The sequence below is a fragment of the Parabacteroides sp. B2-S-102 genome (assembly GCF_023656665.1).
GTDB lineage: Bacteria > Bacteroidota > Bacteroidia > Bacteroidales > Tannerellaceae > Parabacteroides > Parabacteroides distasonis.
The window spans coordinates 16697-35319 of the sequence record NZ_JAMOKM010000007.1; the positions used below are offsets into that span (position 1 = coordinate 16697).

The 18623-nt window shown below is 47.5% G+C and carries 12 protein-coding genes; 11 read left to right on the plus strand and 1 reads right to left on the minus strand.

Annotation, left to right across the window (positions count from 1 at the left end):
- Window positions 1-20: 20 nt before the first annotated feature.
- Together NBH07_RS10815 and NBH07_RS10820 are read left to right on the plus strand one after the other, a co-directional pair.
- Entirely contained in the window at window positions 21-1877 is a 1857-nt protein-coding gene (locus NBH07_RS10815) for a glycoside hydrolase family 127 protein (protein WP_009016560.1), read from the plus strand.
- Window positions 1878-1893: 16 nt separating this feature from the next.
- Entirely contained in the window at window positions 1894-3936 is a 2043-nt protein-coding gene (locus tag NBH07_RS10820; protein ID WP_009016561.1) for a beta-L-arabinofuranosidase domain-containing protein, read from the plus strand.
- A 54-nt stretch (window positions 3937-3990) separates the two neighbouring features.
- Here the strand turns inward: NBH07_RS10820 and NBH07_RS10825 are convergent, their stop codons facing one another.
- The gene (locus NBH07_RS10825; protein ID WP_009275279.1) at window positions 3991-5490 is read right to left on the minus strand and encodes a potassium/proton antiporter; all 1500 of its coding nucleotides are present in this window, start codon (window positions 5488-5490) and stop codon (window positions 3991-3993) included.
- Between the two features lie 220 nt (window positions 5491-5710).
- Between NBH07_RS10825 and NBH07_RS10830 the strand changes: the two genes are divergently transcribed.
- From NBH07_RS10830 to porK, 9 genes are all read left to right on the plus strand, one after another.
- Window positions 5711-8371, plus strand: coding sequence for a transglutaminase domain-containing protein (locus NBH07_RS10830; protein ID WP_250833509.1), 2661 nt, complete (start codon window positions 5711-5713; stop codon window positions 8369-8371).
- Between the two features lie 322 nt (window positions 8372-8693).
- Window positions 8694-9794: an efflux RND transporter periplasmic adaptor subunit gene (locus NBH07_RS10835; protein WP_039848557.1), complete on the plus strand. Its 1101-nt coding sequence runs from the start codon at window positions 8694-8696 to the stop codon at window positions 9792-9794.
- A gap of 11 nt (window positions 9795-9805) precedes the next feature.
- On the plus strand, window positions 9806-12841 hold the full coding sequence (locus NBH07_RS10840; RefSeq protein WP_009016565.1) for an efflux RND transporter permease subunit: 3036 nt from the start codon (window positions 9806-9808) through the stop codon (window positions 12839-12841).
- Between the two features lie 11 nt (window positions 12842-12852).
- The gene (locus tag NBH07_RS10845) at window positions 12853-14196 is read left to right on the plus strand and encodes a TolC family protein (protein WP_048927056.1); all 1344 of its coding nucleotides are present in this window, start codon (window positions 12853-12855) and stop codon (window positions 14194-14196) included.
- Window positions 14197-14395: 199 nt separating this feature from the next.
- Window positions 14396-15187: an O-methyltransferase gene (locus tag NBH07_RS10850; RefSeq protein WP_156682561.1), complete on the plus strand. Its 792-nt coding sequence runs from the start codon at window positions 14396-14398 to the stop codon at window positions 15185-15187.
- A 19-nt stretch (window positions 15188-15206) separates the two neighbouring features.
- Complete coding sequence (locus NBH07_RS10855) at window positions 15207-15770, plus strand: cob(I)yrinic acid a,c-diamide adenosyltransferase (RefSeq protein WP_005859850.1); 564 nt, start codon at window positions 15207-15209, stop codon at window positions 15768-15770.
- Window positions 15771-15841: 71 nt separating this feature from the next.
- Complete coding sequence (locus NBH07_RS10860; protein WP_005633363.1) at window positions 15842-16063, plus strand: DUF2795 domain-containing protein; 222 nt, start codon at window positions 15842-15844, stop codon at window positions 16061-16063.
- A gap of 147 nt (window positions 16064-16210) precedes the next feature.
- Window positions 16211-17158, plus strand: a complete 948-nt coding sequence (locus NBH07_RS10865) for a PorP/SprF family type IX secretion system membrane protein (protein WP_008772936.1) — start codon at window positions 16211-16213, stop codon at window positions 17156-17158.
- A gap of 3 nt (window positions 17159-17161) precedes the next feature.
- Window positions 17162-18589 carry a T9SS ring complex lipoprotein PorK/GldK gene (gene porK, locus NBH07_RS10870; RefSeq protein WP_005863265.1) on the plus strand — a complete coding sequence of 476 codons (1428 nt, stop codon included), beginning with the start codon at window positions 17162-17164 and terminating at the stop codon, window positions 18587-18589.
- Window positions 18590-18623 lie beyond the last annotated feature (34 nt).

Sequence of the window (18623 nt, forward strand, 5' to 3'; positions counted from 1 at the left end):
ATCTCAATTTCTAAAGCTATATGAAGCAATACCTTTTACTCGCTGCGTCTGCCTTTCTTTTGCAAGGGTGCCAGACCTCTAAAGAAGATATAAAGGAACAGCCTTTGAAGATGATCGAGCAGATCGATTTCTCTCATGTGAAAATCAATGACAACTTTTGGTCACCCAGACTCAGCAAACATGTCTCGGCGACCTTGCCTGTCTGTATCGATCAAATAGAGAATCAAACCGGACGTATCCGTAATTTCGAGAATGCAGCGAAAGGGGAAGGAGAGCATTCCGGCATTTTCTTTGATGATTCCGACGTATATAAAGCGTTAGAAGGTATGGCTTATAGCCTGATCAACAATCCGGATCCCGAGCTGGAGAAGAAGGCGGACGAATGGATTGATAAATTCGCTGCCGCCCAACAACCAGATGGCTACATCAATACCTTCTATACACTCACCGGATTGGATAAACGGTGGACCAATATGGACAAACATGAGATGTACTGTGCCGGACATATGATTGAGGCTGGAGTGGCGTATTATCAAGCTACTGGAAAGCGCAAGTTATTAGACGTATGTATCCGCATGACAGATCATATGATGAGCCAATTCGGTCCGGGAAAAAGACATTGGGTACCGGGACATGAGGAAATAGAACTGGCGCTTGTCAAGCTTTATCAAACCACCCAAGAGCAGAAATATCTGGATTTCGCTTATTGGCTGCTGGAGGAACGTGGACACGGTCACGGCACTATGGGTGATGAAGGTAAATGGGACCCGGTTTACTATCAAGATATCGTTCCCGTCCGGCGACTTACCGATATCTCCGGGCATGCGGTACGATGTATGTATTTGTATTGCGGTATGGCTGATGTGGCTGCCTTGAAGAATGATACGGGATATATAGCCGCCATAGATCGTCTATGGGATGATGTGGTACACCGCAATATGTATATCACCGGGGGAATCGGTTCATCCCGGGATAACGAAGGGTTTACGGAGGATTACGATTTACCGAACCTAGATGCTTATTGCGAGACTTGCGCTTCTGTCGGAATGGTGCTTTGGAACCAACGTATGAACCAACTTACCGGAGACTCTAAATACATCGACGTACTGGAACGTTCTTTATATAACGGTGCGCTTGCCGGTATCTCCTTGGGTGGAGACCGTTTCTTCTATGTCAATCCGCTGGAATCTAAGGGTGATCACCATAGACAAGAATGGTATGGTTGCGCTTGTTGCCCAAGTCAGCTTTCACGCTTCTTGCCTTCTATCGGAAATTATATCTACGCCTCCTCCGATGATGCGTTATGGGTAAATCTATATATCGGAAATACGGGGCAAATACGGATAGGAGAGACTGATATCCTATTAACACAAGAAACGGACTATCCGTGGGATGGATCGGTAAAACTAACAATTTCTACGTCTCAGCCTTTGGAGAAAGAGATACGCCTCCGCATTCCGAATTGGTGCAAAACCTATGATTTAAGTATCAATGGTAAGAGAATAAACGTGTCTGAGGAAAAAGGCTATGCGGTAATCAAGGATTGGAAATCGCAAGATGTAATCGCTCTAGATATGGATATGCCCGTGGAAATTGTTGCGGCAGATCCGCATGTCAAGGAAAATTTCGGCAAACGGGTGATTCAACGAGGGCCACTTGTATACTGCATGGAAGAAATAGACAACCCGGAATATTTCGATCAAATCCAGTTGAGCCCAAGTACAACATTCCAGACAGCCTTCGTTTCCGATATATTGAATGGGATAAAAACAATTAAAACAAACGGTAGGGCACAATCTGCTACCTTCATTCCCTATTATGCGTGGGATAACCGTAAAGCAGGAAAAATGAGGGTATGGATCCCCTATAACGAATAACTAAAAAAGCATCAAAATGAAGTATTTATTAACGATAACATTATCAAGCCTAATCTCAATTACCTCCTTTTCTGCCACTTTGCCGGGAAATGAAGGTTCTATCAACATTAATTACCCGAACAATCGTTATCCATTAGCCTCTAAGCCTTATATAGAGTTGCCTATTGGGGATGTTAAACCTGCAGGTTGGCTAAAAATCCAAATGGAACGAATGTGTACGGGAATGACCGGCCATCTGGATTCTATCTATACGAAAGTAATGGGACCGCGTAACGGTTGGTTAGGCGGAGATGGAGACGTATGGGAGCGAGGCCCATACTGGATAGATGGCTTACTACCTTTGGCTTACATCATGAATGATGAGGCCCTGATCCAAAAAGTAAAGCCTTGGGTTGAATGGACATTGGCCTCTCAAAAGCCTAACGGATATTTCGGGCCAGATACAGACAGAGACTATGAACCCGGCTTACAACGGGATAACGCACAAGATTGGTGGCCCAAAATGGTTATGCTCAAAGTTCTGCAACAATATTATTCCGCTACCAACGATCAAAGAGTTATCTCGTTCCTCACTAATTATTTCAAATACCAGCTTTCTGAACTACCTAAAAGTCCTCTGGGAAAATGGACTTTCTGGGCTGAACAACGAGGAGGGGATAATCTGATGGTCGTATATTGGCTTTATAATATCACGGGCGATCCTTTCCTTCTGGAGTTAGGAGAGTTAATCCATAAGCAAACCTTCAATTGGACCGACGTGTTCTTGAACCAAGATCATTTAGCCCGGCAAAACAGCCTGCATTGTGTAAATCTCGCCCAAGGATTCAAGGAACCTGTCATTTATTACCAACAGAGCCATAATCCTCAAAATCTGGAAGCGGTTAAGGAAGCTGTACGGAAAATGCGCCATACGATTGGTTTTCCTACAGGATTATGGGCGGGAGATGAACTTTTACGTTTCGGTAACCCGACACAAGGATCAGAACTCTGTACCGCTGTCGAGATGATGTTCTCTCTCGAGAAAATGTTAGAGATAACCGGAGATGTCCAGTGGGCTGATCATTTAGAGAAAGTCGCATACAATGTACTGCCAACGCAGATCAAGGATGACTTTTCCGCACGACAATATTATCAGCAAGTCAATCAAATAGCGATCACTTGCGAAGGACGTAACTTTGTCTCACCACACGAGGACACAGACATTGTTTTCGGAGAATTGAGCGGTTATCCTTGTTGTACCTCCAATCTACATCAAGGTTGGCCTAAATTCACACGACATCTATGGTTTGCCACCGCCGATAATGGCATCGCTTCACTTATCTACGCACCATCGGAAGTGACTGCCCAAGTGGGAAACGACATCACGGTTAAAATCGCAGAGAAAACCGATTATCCCTTTGAAGAAAAGATCGATTTCAATTTATCGTTCCCTAGCAAGAAAGACAAGAAAGCCTTTTTTCCTTTTCACTTACGTATTCCCGCTTGGTGCAATAATCCCGTGATTACGATAAATGGCGAGGCTGTCTCTATCGCAGCTCACTCTGGCGAAATCGTACGAATCAACCGAGAATGGAAAGATGGCGATCATATCCAGCTAGAGCTACCCATGCGTATATCCACAAGCAATTGGTATGACGATGCGGTTGTTATCGAACGAGGCCCATTATTGTATTCCCTAAAGATGGATGAGAAATGGGAACGCAAGGTTGATCAACGCCCGGAGTCTTCACATAAAGGAGAATGGTATTATGAGGTCACCTCTACTTCAGCATGGAATTATTCCCTGATTCGCAAATATCTGAAAGAAGAAGAACTAGAGAAAAATTTCGTCGTTAGAAAGGCAGAGAACATAGCCCCTTACCCATGGAACCTAGAGAATGCCCCTATCACGATCAAAACAAAGGGACGGATCTTACCTTCATGGAAAATGTTCAAAGGTTCCGCCGGCCCCGTAAATTTCTTCATGCAAGCCAACGAACCGATGGGTGATGAAGAGACGATCGAGTTAATTCCTTATGGCTGTACCACTTTACGTATAACCGAGTTCCCGGTACGATAAAATAATGTGCCAATGCTTATTCTACACAAAGAGTATTCGCATTGGCACATTATTTCAATTCTTCTTCATCGTATAATCCTTCACCCCCAAGGAATCATACGCCTGCAAAAGCGCCTCGTCATTATCGGAGATCATTAACAACTTGTCGTTCTCCTTTAATTCCGTATTTCCTTTCGGGATGAAATAGCGGCCTTCCCGTTTCACCATTACCGCCAAGGTATGATCGGGTAAAGTCAGCTGCATCAATTTATTTCCATGGGATAATACCGCCGGGGTAATATCGATCTCGCTCATAGCGCTCTTGATCTCCTCGGGAAGCTCGATGCCAAACTCATCCTTTCGTTCCGGCTCATCCACCATATCCAGCCATTTTGCGGCTTGAGTAACCGTGGTTCCTTGAATAAGTAAAGAAAGAATCGTGATAAAGAATACGATATTAAAGAACATACCGGCATGCTCGATCCCGGCGATCATCGGATAGGTAGCAAAAATAATTGGAACCGCCCCGCGTAATCCCACCCATGAGATATACAGTTTACCTTTGAAGGAGAAATTCTTATAAGGTATCAAGCAAAGGAACACGCTAATCGGACGGGCGATCAAGATCATAAAGACTCCCACCATAACACCTACACCCGTCACCGGTAATAACTCATGCGGGTTCACTAGCAAGCCTAACGTAAGGAACATCACGATCTGCCACAACCAAGCGAAACCGTCAAAGAACGTCCCCATACTTTTCTTGTGAACAATCTTAGCGTTACCAACCACCAAACCAGCGATATAAACCGCTAAATAGCCATTACCTTTACATAAGGTCGTAGCGGCGAAGGTGAAGAAAGCCGTAGCCAATAAAAGGATCGGATATAAAGACTCGTTATCTATATCGATCTTATTGATAATCAACACAGCCAGTCTCCCCAATAAGAAACCGGCGATAGCTCCCACCGATAATTGAATGACCAAGGATAGCCCGGCCTCCCAAATATTCATACCTCCGCTTTGTATGTAAGCGATCAGAAGCAAGGTAAGCATATAAGCCATCGGGTCATTACTACCACTCTCCAGCTCCAAGGTAGGACGCAGACGCTCTTTCAAATAAACCCCTTTACTGCGCAAGATGGAGAAAACCGAGGCTGAGTCCGTAGAGGACATGACCGCCGCCAGCAATAAAGATTCCGGGAAAGTCAACGTAACATATTTGCCAAATAAACCAAATAACCAATAGATAAACCCGCCCGTGATAAAGGTCGTAGCCAACACCCCGAGCGTAGCCAATACCACACCTTGCGAGGCGATAGGTTTGACCTCCGCAACTTTCGTGTCCATACCACCCGAGAACAAGATGATACTCAACGCCAACATGCCGATAAACTGGGCTACATTCGGATCGCTGAACTGGATGCCCAGACCATCGCTGCCAAACAACATTCCCACACCAAGGAACAACAACAAAGCGGGTAAGCCGAAACGATAACCGGCCTTACCTGCGAATATACTAAAAAACAGGATCACCGAGGCTATTAATAGCACTTGCTCAGGATTTTGAAACATACGCAAAACGGGTTTTATGATTAGTGATTTGATACTTTGTCACAAAGTTCGTAAACTTTTTGCAATTATAATCACACAAAAAGAAGAAATCCGGTCCCAAATTTACGGGAAGACCAGATTTATTCTTTCTATAGAAAAACAAATCTTTCTTACAAATTGTTCGAGAATTTTTCTATCTCGCATAGAATCATTACTTTTGGCAAACATACATATCCGCTTTATGAACAAAAAACATCTATTTGCGCTGTTGTTCACATTACTCGTATGGACGAGCTGTAACAACCAACAACATTTTATTACCGACGCCGCTTACCGAGCTGAGGTCGAGAACGATTTCCAAGCGAAACAGGCCGCCCTGCCTAACGGAGACCTTTTCGCAGTATTTAACGATCAAATGACTCCCGAAGAGAGGGAGGCGTTAACCTTCATGTACGCCTATATGCCGATTGGAGACATCACGGACTATAGTGGCGATTTCTATTTGAAAAACATCCGTTCCTCTTTCCAAGCACGGAATGAGATGCCTTGGGGCGATAGCATCCCAGAGGATATCTTCCGCCATTTCGTATTGCCGGTACGAATCAACAATGAGAATCTGGATGAAAGCCGCATGGTTTTCTTTGATGAGTTGAAAGACCGGGTGAAGGGTCTCTCGTTGTACGATGCCGTACTGGAAGTGAATCACTGGTGTCATGAGAAGGTTATCTATACCCCTTCCGATGGGCGCACAAGTTCCCCTTTGGCATCCGTAAAGACCGCTTACGGTCGTTGCGGCGAGGAGTCTACCTTCACGGTAGCCGCTTTACGTTCCGTGGGTATTCCCGCACGTCAGGTATATACGCCTCGCTGGGCGCATACGGATGATAACCACGCATGGGTAGAAGCTTGGGTGAATGGTAAATGGTATTTCCTCGGCGCTTGCGAGCCCGAACCGGTATTGAATCTGGGTTGGTTCAACGGCCCTGCTTACCGGGGTATGTTGATGCATACGAAAGTATTCGGTAAATACAATGGCCCGGAGGATGTCATGGAACGTACCGATGGGTATACCGAGATCAACGTGATCGATAATTACGCGCCTTCGGCTAAAGCTGTTATCACGGTTACGGATGCCAATGGCAAGCCAGTGAAGGACGCTCTGGTTGAATTCAAGATTTATAATTATGCCGAGTTTAACAGTGTAGCCCGCAAGAAGACGGATGCGGATGGCAAATGCTCATTATCCGCCGGAAAAGGGGATATGTTGGTATGGGCCAGCAAGGACGGCAAGTTCGGCTACAGCAAGGTCTCTTTCGGCAAAGACGGAGAGGTTACGATCGCCTTGAACAAGAAACCGGGAGATGTGGAGACGATCGCCCTAGATATCATACCACCGGTGGACGGCTCTATCCCAGCGGAAGTTACACCGGAGCAAAAGGAAGCGAACGCCAAACGCTTATTGGAGGAAGACGCTATCCGTAATAAATATGTAGCCACTTTCTATACGGAAGAGAAAGCGGAGGCTTTAGCGAAAGAATTGGGTATCGACCCGATGAAGACGGAGGATTTCATGATTGGTAGCCGTGGTAACTGGATGGAGATCGAGAAGTTCTTACGGGAGACTCCCGCCGAGAAGCGTGCGCAAGCGATGGCATTATTGGATGTCGTGTCCACTAAGGATCTACGTGATACACCTGCGTCTGTCCTCGCAGATCATTTGAATAATACGCCGGCCGTTCAAAGCGAATGGTTCAATGAATATATCATGAATCCTCGTGTGGCCAATGAGTTCCTGACTCCTTATAAGAGTTTCTTCGCCGCGAATATTGAGCCTTCCCTTGCGAAACAAGCCATAGAGAATCCACAGGCATTGGTGGATTGGGTGAAGAATAACGTCTCCATTAACGACGCACTAAACGCACAACGTATTCCGATCATGCCGATGGGTGTATGGAAATCCCGTATCGCTGATAAGGGCTCCCGTAATATCTTCTTCGTGGCCGTGGCTCGTAGCTTAGGTATTCCGGCACGTATCGAGCCGGTAGCCCGCAAGATCCAGTACTTCAAAGACAACGCTTGGGTAGACGTCGATTTCGAGGCTGCCGTACAGACGACCGCTAAACAAGGCAAGGTAATCGCTTCTTACCAACCGATCAAGGCGCTGCAAGACCCGAAATATTACAGTCACTTCACGATCGCCAAGGTTTTGCCGAACGGTACTTTACAGACCTTGAATTTCGAGAGAGGCGGTAATGTGGATATGGGCTTGGGAGATACTTGGAGCGGATTACTGAAGAAACCGTTATCCATGGATGAAGGTAATTATATGTTAGTGACCGGTACTCGTATGGCAAACGGTAGCGTATTGGCCGAGATCGAGTTTTTCAATGTGGAGGCGGACAAGACCACCCCGATCCAATTGGAAATGCGTGAAAGCAAGGACGAGATACAGGTGATCGGTAATTTCAACTCCGAGAATAAGTTCAAACGTGCGGACAACGGTGAGGAGACCAGCCTGCTAGCTACTACCGGACGTGGCTACTATATCGTAGCGCTTCTAGGCTCCCGCCAAGAACCGACAAACCATGCGATGCGTGATATCGCCGCCGTGAAGAAGGAACTGGAGGATTGGGGACGAGGCATCGTGCTTCTCTTCCCGGACGAGAAAGGCTATAAGAACTTCGATCCGAAAGAGTTCGGCGATTTACCGGGCACGATCACATACGGTCTGGATATCGACGGGGCGATCCAAAAGGAGATGGCTACAGCGATGAAATTGCAAAACGCCAATACCTTGCCGATCTTCTTGATCGCCGATACGTTCAATCGTGTCGTATTTGTCTCTCAAGGCTATACAATTGGCTTGGGCGAGCAGTTAATGAAAGTCATACATAAGCTATAACAGATCGTTTCACAAGTGTGATCTGATCTTTTCACCCATGTGAAACGATCGGATCACGGCTGTGAAACGTTCTTTTCACATAGGTGAAAAGATCTATACGACAGGAGACACTCATTTCTTCTACCACAAACCGATCAGACTTCCTCCCTAGATTCGTTTTAATTCCCTTATTTTTCCCGTTCTTCCCAATCGGGGATTCATCTCTCAAAAAAATAATATCTTTGATTAAACCTTTTTACGAAAGGGGAGTCTAAACTTGCGTTTAGTTATATATTTTGGAGTAACGAGTGTAAATTATCAGTAAATACCATACGAGAACATGATGACAAAGAGAGCGAAATGGGGAGTTACGGCGGCTATCTTATTAATGATAGCGGGAATGATCGCTTACCCTCAATTGAAAAACAAGTTCAAGGCATCCCAAGATGCCGCTTCCGTCGTACCCACACCGGGCACGAGCCTGCGAAACCAGACACTTAACATCAACGCCGAGGTATTGAAATACCAATCATTAACCGATAAGATCATGAGTACCGGAAGTACCCTTCCGGACGAAGAGGTGGATTTGGCTTTCGAGTCTTCCGGTAAGGTGGTAGCCATCTATTTCACGGAAGGTAGCCACGTAAAGGCGGGCGATCTGTTGGCTAAAATCAATGACAAGCCGCTGCAAGCCCAGCTAAAGAAGCTGGAAGCCCAAGTTCCTTTAGCCAAGGATCGTGTCTATCGCCAACGCACCTTGCTGGAGAAAGACGCCGTCAGCCAAGAAGCCTACGAGCAAGTAGCCACCGAATACGAGAAGCTAATGGCAGATATCGAGTTGGTCAAAGCGAATATCGCCCAGACAGAGCTTCGGGCTCCTTTCGACGGGATCATCGGACTTCGCTCCGTGAGCGAGGGCGCATACGTTACTTCCTCCTCTTCCGTAATCGCCAAGTTGACCAAGATATCCCCGTTAAAAATCGAGTTCTCCATCCCCGAGAGCTACGCAGCCGAGGTACAAGACGGAACCCCGATCCTATTCCGCATGGAGAAAGACGGTATGATGCAGAACTATAAGGCGACCGTTTACGCCGTGGAAAGCAAGGTAGATATGGCAACCCGTACCTTGAAAGTACGTGCCACTTACCCGAATCCGGGCGAGAATATCTTACCCGGCCGTTATACCTCCGTCGAGATCAGCAAGCGGGAGATCAAGGACGCTTTAGCCATCCCCAGCGAGGCCGTTATCCCCGAGATGGGAAAAGACATCGTTTACTTATATAAGAACGGCGTGGCCGAGCCTCAAGAGATCACGATCGGTATACGAACCGAGAGCCGTGTACAGGTATTGCAAGGGTTGAATGTGGGCGATACGCTGATCACGTCCGGCGTGATGCAGTTACGTACCGGCATGAAAGTTTCTATTGATAACTTGACTGAATAAGGAGAAGAACGATGGCAAATATTTCAGAAACCAGTATAAACCGGCCCGTACTCTCGACAGTGATGATGCTGGTCATCCTCCTGTTCGGCTTTATCGGTTACCGGTTCCTTGGCGTCCGGGAGTTCCCGAGCGTAGACCAGCCGATTATCTCGGTCAACGTATCTTATCCCGGAGCGAACGCCGACGTGATCATGAATCAGATCACCGAGCCGTTGGAGCAGAATATCAACGGTATCCCGGGTATCCGTTCATTGAGTAGCGTGAGTAGCCAAGGCAGCAGCCGCATCACGGTAGAGTTCGAGTTGTCCGTGGATATGGAGACGGCGGCGAACGATGTACGTGATAAGGTATCTCGTGCCCAACGCTACCTTCCCCGTGACTGCGACCCGCCTACGGTATCGAAAGCGGATGCCGATGCCTCCCCGATCATGCAGATCGCCATCCGAAGCAACAAACGCTCGTTGATGGAGTTGAGCGAGATCGCCGAGCTAACGGTAAAAGAGCGTTTGCAGACCATCGAGAACGTGAGTGGCGTGGATATCTGGGGACAAAAACGGTATTCCATGCGTCTATGGCTGGACCCAATCAAGATGGCGGGTTACGGAGTGACCCCGATGGACGTGAAAAACGCCGTCGATAACGAGAACGTGGAGCTTCCTTCCGGTAGTATCGAGGGAAATACGATCTCCTTATCCATACGTACCTTAGGATTGATGCATACCGCCAAGGAGTTCAACGATTTAATTATCAAGGAAGACAACAACAACATCGTGCGCTTCAGCGATATCGGACGTGCGGAGGTAGCTCCCGAGGACTTGCGGAGCTTACTGAAGAAGAACGGCGAGCCAATGGTTATGACCGTTATCATCCCCCAACCGGGAGCCAACCATATCGAGATCGCCGACGAAGCCTACAAGCGTATCGAGCAATTACAAAAAGACCTGCCGGAAGATGTCACGATCGAGATGATGTATGACAACACTCGCTTTATCCGGGCCTCTATCAGTGAAGTACAACAGACGATCTACGAGGCTTTCCTCTTGGTCGTATTGATTATCTTCTTGTTCCTCCGCGACTGGCGGGTCACGCTGGTTCCTGTCGTCGTTATCCCCGTATCGTTGGTAGGAGCTTTCTTCGTGATGTATATCTCCGGATTCTCCATCAACGTATTGACGATGTTGGCGGTCGTGCTCTCGGTCGGTCTGGTGGTAGACGACGCAATCGTGGTGGCGGAGAATATATATGTACGTATCGAGCAAGGCATGTCCCCGAAAGAGGCGGGTATCGAAGGATCGAAAGAGATCTTCTTCGCCGTGGTATCTACCACGATCACCCTGATCTCCGTATTCTTGCCGATCGTGTTTATGGAAGGTATGACGGGGCGCTTATTCAAGGAGTTCAGTATCGTGATCGCCGGTTCGGTCGCTATCTCCTCGTTCGTGGCCCTTACGTTTACACCAATGTTGGCTACCAAGCTATTGAAGAGGAGAGAGAAGAAAAACTGGTTCTATCGGAAGACCGAGCCGTTCTTCGAGGGATTGAACACGATCTACGCCAAGTCGTTGAACGCGTTCTTGAACCATAAGATATGGTCGATCCCTATCGTTATCCTTCTTTTCGGATCGATCGGGTACTTCTGGAAGAACATTCGTTCCGAGTTATCGCCTTTGGAGGACCGTTCCATGATCTCCGTGAATATGCGCGGGCCGGAAGGGGCTACCTTCGAGTTTATCCGCGACTACGCGGACCGTATCGAGCAAATAGCCGACTCCATCGCTCCCGAGAAGCAATCCATCATGACCCGCTCGTGGGAAGGAGGAGGTTCGCTAAACCTCATATTAAGCGATATCAAGGAACGGGAACGCTCGCAAATGGAGATCGCCGAGACCTTGTCGAAAGAAGTCCGCAAAGAGACCTTGGCCCGCGCCTTCGTACAACAGCAATCCACCTTCGGCGGACGCCGGGGCGGTATGCCTATCCAATACGTATTGCAGGCCCCGACCTTGGATAAACTGCAAGAGTTCCTGCCCACGTTTATGCAAAAGGTGAACGAGAGCCCGGTCTTCCAGATGGCGGACGTGAACTTGCGCTTCACCAAGCCGGAGGCACGTATCGAGATCGACCGGGATAAGGCTTCCTTATTGGGCGTCAGCACCCGCAACATCGCCCAAACCTTGCAATATGCGTTGAGCGGACAGCGTATGGGCTACTTCTATATGAATGGTAAGCAATACCAGATATTGGGCGAGATCAACCGCCAGCAACGAAATACCCCTGTCGATTTAAAATCGATCTATGTACGTAGTAACAATGGGGAAATGATCCAGCTGGATAACTTGGTTAAGGTTACGGAAAATGTGGCGCCGCCCCAATTGTATCGCTATAACCGTTTCGTATCGGCAACGGTTTCCAGTGGATTGAATAAAGGATACACGATCGGCGATGGTCTGGACGAGATGGATCGTATCGCCTCGGAGGTGCTGGATGGTAGCTTCCGCACCGCTCTTTCCGGCGAGTCGAAAGAGTTCCGCGAGAGTTCTTCCAGTTTGATGTTCGCCATGATCTTGGCCTTGTTGATGATTTATTTGGTGTTGGCCGCCCAGTTCGAGAGTTTCAAGGACCCGTTGGTAGTGATGTTCACCGTACCTTTGGCTATCGCCGGCGCGCTAATGTTCATGAGTTATTCGGGTATCACGATGAATATATTCAGCCAGATCGGTATCATTATGTTGATTGGTTTGGTGGCGAAGAACGGTATCTTGATCGTAGAGTTCGCCAATCAACGGCAAGAGTCGGGACTTAGTTTGCCGGAAGCGATCCGATCGTCCGCGACCCAGCGTCTGCGCCCGATCTTGATGACTAGCGTATCCACCATCCTCGGTTTGGTGCCATTGGTATACGCTACGGGCGAGGGTGCCCAAGGGCGTATCGCCATGGGTGTAGCGGTAGTAGGCGGAATGTTGGTATCGACCTTCTTGACCCTGTTTATCGTACCGGCCATGTATTCGTTTATATCCACCAACCGAAAAAAGAACATTACTGAATAATAAATAAACACATGAATAAGTACCTATATACATTACTATTGGCCTTCTCTTCCCTCTTTATGGCGGAGGCGCAGCAACTATTCGATCTGAAACGGTGTATCGAAACCGGATTAGAGCAGAACTACTCCATCCGTATCATTCGTAACGAGCAACAGATCAGCGACAATAACGCCACCCCGGGAAACGCCGGTTATCTGCCTACCGTAGATATGAGCGGCGGATTCAGCGGAAATTTCAATAACAACCGTAACAGCCTGCAAGACGGATCGATCGAGAAGGCGAATGGTATAAACAGCGAGACGGGTAACGTCGGACTAAACGTTAACTGGACGGTTTTCGACGGTTTCGGTATCCAAGCCGAATACTCTCGCTTGAAAGAATTACAGCGAATGGGAGAATTGAACACCCGCATGACCATCGAGGATTTCGTAGCCAACCTTTCCAGCGAGTACTACAACCTGATCCGGCAGAAAATCCGTTTGCGTAACCTCCGTTCCACCTTGGACCTTTCCAAGGAGCGTCTACGGATCGTGGAGGAAAGGTATTATATCGGCTCCATGTCCCGTCTGGACTTGCAACAGGCTCAAGTGGACTTCAACTCGGATAGCTCCAAGGTATTAAACCAATTGGAGGTCGTGCATACCTCCCGTATCCGCCTGAACGAGTTAATGGCATTAAATAATGTGGAGGAGGAAATCCAGATCAAGGACTCCTTGATCTACCCGAACCCGTTCCTCGACGAGGTAGATCTATGGAAGAATACCCTCGAAGCCAACGCCTCGCTCCTGATCGCCCAAAAGAACCAGACATTGTCCGAGCTTGATTATAAAAAGGTAAAAAGCCGCTATTATCCCTATGTCAAGCTAAACGCAGGCTACGGCTACACGGCGAACTGGACGGAAGTGGGCAATTACGACCTCCAACAACGGCTGGGGCTTAATTACGGCGTGACCATCGGTATGAGCCTCTTCGATGGTTTCAACCGGAAACGTGAGCAACGCAACGCCCGCATCCAAATCGAGAACCAGCAATTGCGCATCCAAGAACTGGAACTTGCCCTGCGTGCGGACATGAGCAACTTCTGGATGGCCTATAAAAACAACCTCGACCTATGGAGCCTAGAGAAAGAGAACCTCGTAGCCGCCCAAGAGAACTACCGGATCGCCATCGACCGCTATAAACTCGGCGAGTTGTCTGGTATCGAATTGCGTGAGGCGCAAAACAGTCTACTGGAAGCGGAGGAGCGTCTTTCCGTGGCGGAATATTCCACCAAGATCTGTGAGATCTCGCTGCTTCAGTTAAGCGGACAGATATTAACCTATATCCGTCCCGAGCCGGAGAAAGCCAGTTTCTAAGATAAAGCCAGTGCCACGCTGATGGCATGACTGTGCCACTGCGATGGCACGCTGGTGCCACCGTTATGGCACGGCTGTGCCATCCGCATGGCACAAGTCATTATAACCCCGTTTAATGACTAGAGGCTTATGCTAATTGCGTTTTTTTATGTAAGTTCGCGGTAAATGGCAAGGTCTCATTGCCCAATGACAAAAAGAAATGCAAATACTACCAAAGGTTAATACATTACGAAAAGGATCGCTCTTGTACCGCGGCATCCGCTACCGTAAAGGATTCGGAGTACATTCGCCTTTCGTTTTTAACCTCATCACGAAGGTCATCGAGGAAAAATGCTCCTATTATAGTTTCTATGATATAGAGCTTTTACGTAAGCAGTTATTATTCCGGGAAGGAGAGATCACCTATCCGGACCGGCAGAACAAGGGGAAACGAAAGACCCGTTCCATCGGCGAGATCGTGAAACGGGAATCCATCCGGCCCAAGCATGGCGCCTTATTATTCCGTTTGACAAACTATTTCAAGTCCAAGAATATCCTCCAGATAGGAACCACGATGGGGTTGTCTACCTTATATCTAACCTCCTATGCCACGGGATTGAGATGTATCGCCTTGGAAAATGTACCGGAATTCGCCACGATCGCCCGTCAAGCATTCGCTAAAGAGGGACGTAATCCCGTCGATTTGCGTATCGGTAATTATAAGGACTTGCTTCCCCAAGCCTTAAATGACATAAATAGCTTAGATTTTGTTTTTTTCAACACTTTATATGAACAACATAACAACCTCTGGCTGTTTAATGAATGTATGAAATACGCGCACAACGACACGGTATTCGTTTTTGAGGGAATCAAGGCGAGCCGTAAGATGCGTGAACTTTGGGAAGAGATCTGCGCATGTCCGGAAGTGACGGTCACCTTAGATCTTTACTCGCTAGGGATTGTCTTGTTCAACAAGAAATTGCACAAACGAGATTATATTGTTTATTTTTAGGATTCAAAACAAGTCAGATATGAAGAAGAGTATTATCTATACCAGAACAGGCGATAAAGGAACCACTTCACTGGTAGGTGGACAACGCGTGTCGAAAGCGCACGATCGGATCGAGAGCTATGGCACCGTAGATGAGCTGAACTCCTTTATCGGATTATTAATCACGGCCTTGAATGATGAGAAAGATACTGATTTCTTATCATTCATCCAGCATAAGCTATTCACGATCGGTTCTTACCTAGCCACGGATCAAGCGACCACGGAATTGAAAATCGAGAGCAAGGTAACGCCCGAGAGCATCGAGCGTATCGAGCGGGAGATAGACCGTCTGGATAACGAGCTGCCGAAAATGCATGCGTTCATCCTACCGGGAGGATGCCGCTCGGCCGCCCTCGCACACGTTTGCCGCACCGTTTGCCGTCGTGCCGAGCGACAAATCTATCGCTTGGCCGAGAATTGCCCCGTTGAGGAGCCTGTATTGATATTTATGAACCGTTTATCGGATTATTTCTTCGTTCTGGCACGAAAAGAATGCATAAATAATAACGGTAAAGAAATTATTTGGGATTATACTTGCGTATAATAAATAAAGTCATATTTTCGCGGAAAAATAGAGAACCAAATCGCTTCGGCGGTTATTAATACTTGACAGCTATGTATTGGACATTAGAGTTAGCTTCAAAATTGGAAGACGCACCCTGGCCTGCGACTAAGGATGAACTTATTGACTATGCACAACGTTCTGGTGCGCCATTAGAAGTGATTGAGAATTTGCAGGAAATGGAAGATGAAGGCGAGATTTACGAATGCATGGAAGACATCTGGCCGGATTATCCAAGTAAAGAAGACTTCTTCTTCAACGAGGAAGAATACTAGTTCAATTGAGAATTGAAAATTGAAAATTAAGAAATAGAAGAACGAGGTGGCGGACGATCGAGCTCCCCTGCCTCGTTGTTTTTTTGTGAAAATACAATTTATCCGGATTTGCTGCGTTTGTAGTTACAACGTGAAGTGAATGTTTAAATGAGAAGACGTCTTCTTTCGATCTTGATCCTTTTGTGTACTTGTGCGGGAATCGTACGGGCGCAATATGACGCACGCTTAAGTCAATACTTCATGGCGAAACCGTATTATAACCCGGCCGTGGCCGGAGCTACGGAGGACTTGAATATATTGGCTCTCGCCCGCTTGGAAATGATCGGCGTACATGGGGCACCCAAGTCGTTCTTCATTACCGCAGATATGCCACTCACTTTAGGCAAGACGAATCATGGTGTCGGATTGGTTGTATTTACCGAGGCGATCGGACTTTTCCAGAATACACATGTAGGGGCGCAATACGCCTATAAGTATAAATTATTCGGGGGAGTCTTGAGCGGAGGTCTGCAAATCGGCTTAGTCAACCAGTCGTTCGACGGAACCAAGGTGATAAAGGTTGAGTCCGAGTACCATCAAGAGACCGACGCAGCCATCCCCGTAGAGCAGGTCAGCGGCATGGGGTTGGATATGAACTTCGGTATTTACTATACCCATAAACGGTTTTACGCCGGGTTTGGCATGACGCATATCACCCAACCGGAGCTTCAACTGGACGAGAACGCCTATACCTATATAGGTCGTTCACTTAATTTAATGGGTGGATACAATATTCAATTAAAGAATCCGTTGATAGAATTACAGCCCTCGGTGTTCTTGCTGACAGACATGCAAAGCTTTCACGCGGATATTACCGCTAGGCTGGAATATAATAAGATGTTTAATGGTGGTTTTTCCTATCGGGTGAATGAATCGGTGGGCATCATGTTCGGCGTAAAGCTAGGTCGTTTCCATGCGGGTTACGCCTTTGATTTCCCGACCACGGCCTTAGGCCGGGCAAGTAGCGGTAGCCACGAGCTATGTGTCAAGTATGCCTTAAAGCTGAACAAGACGAAGACAGGGAAAAATAGACATAAAAGTGTACGTATATTATAGTATATGAAAAAAGTATTATTAGTACTTGTAACGGTAGCCTTGCTTACCTCCTGCGGTAAATCTCTCCGGAGTGCCGGCGGTGAGGTGACAGGTGTCAGATCGGTAGCGTTCAATGAACCAGCGCCGTATGGAATGGTCTTGGTTAAAAGAGGTTCGTTCGAGATGGGTCCCGCCGACAAGGATTCCTTGTGGGGAATCATGCCGGAGACGAAAGGGGTCTCTTTCGACGCGTTCTGGATGGATCAGACAGAGGTAACGAACGCCAAATATCGCCAGTTCGTTTATTATGTGAGAGACTCTATTATCCGTGAACGCTTGGCGGACCCGGCTTATGGAGGCAACGATCTGTTCAAGATCACGGAAGACCGTTACGGGGAACCTGTCACTCCGCATTTGGACTGGAACCGTCCGATTCCTTGGAGACGGGCGAACGAGGATGAGCAACGTGCGATAGAAAGTGTCTATTACACGAATCCCGTTACCGGAGAGAAAGGTTTGGACCCTAAACAAATGATCTATAAATACGAGTGGTACGACTATACCGCCGCCGCTCTCCGCAAGAATCAATTGAACCCGGCGGACCGGGTTCGTAATACGGATATTCAGGTAGATCCGAACGAGGTAGTCATGATCTCCAAGGACACCGCTTACATCGATGATGAAGGACGTGTAATCAACGAGACGATCACCCGCCCGTTAAGCAGCGAATGGGATTTCTTGAATACCCGTATCGTCAATATCTACCCGGACGAGAATTGCTGGGTGAACGATTTCAAGAATGCGTACAACGAGCCATATACCCGTATGTATTTCTCTCATCCGGGTTACGATGATTATCCCGTAGTCGGTGTTTCTTGGGAACAAGCGACTGCCTTCTGCGTATGGCGTACGAATTTATACAAAGAATCCTTGAGCTTGCCACCGGGACAATTGGTAGAGCCATTCCGTCTTCCGTCCGAAGGAGAATGGGAATATGCCGCCCGTACAGGTAAGAACGAGAATAAGTTCCCTTGGTCTACCGACGAGCTTCAAGACAGTAAGGGTTGTTTCTTGGGTAACTTCAAGCCGGGTAAAGGTAATTATACGGAAGATGGCCATTTGATTACGTCTCGTGTAGGCTCTTTCGCCCCGAATGAGTTCGGGCTATACGATATGGCAGGAAACGTGGCGGAATGGACCTCAACGTCTTACTCCGAGTCTGGCCCGAGCCAAATGAGCGACATGAACCCGGATCTGCGTTACAACGCCGCCAAGAACGATCCCTACGCCATGAAAAAGAAAGTAGTGCGAGGGGGTTCATGGAAAGATGTCTCACAATTTATCCGTTCGGACATGCGTACTTTCGAGTTCCAGAACGAGAGCCGTTCTTACATCGGTTTCCGTTGCGCACGTACCCAAATAGGATTCTCTCGCTCCAAGGGAAAGAAATAAGCGGGAATTATAAATTTAAAGTTTTGAATCATTT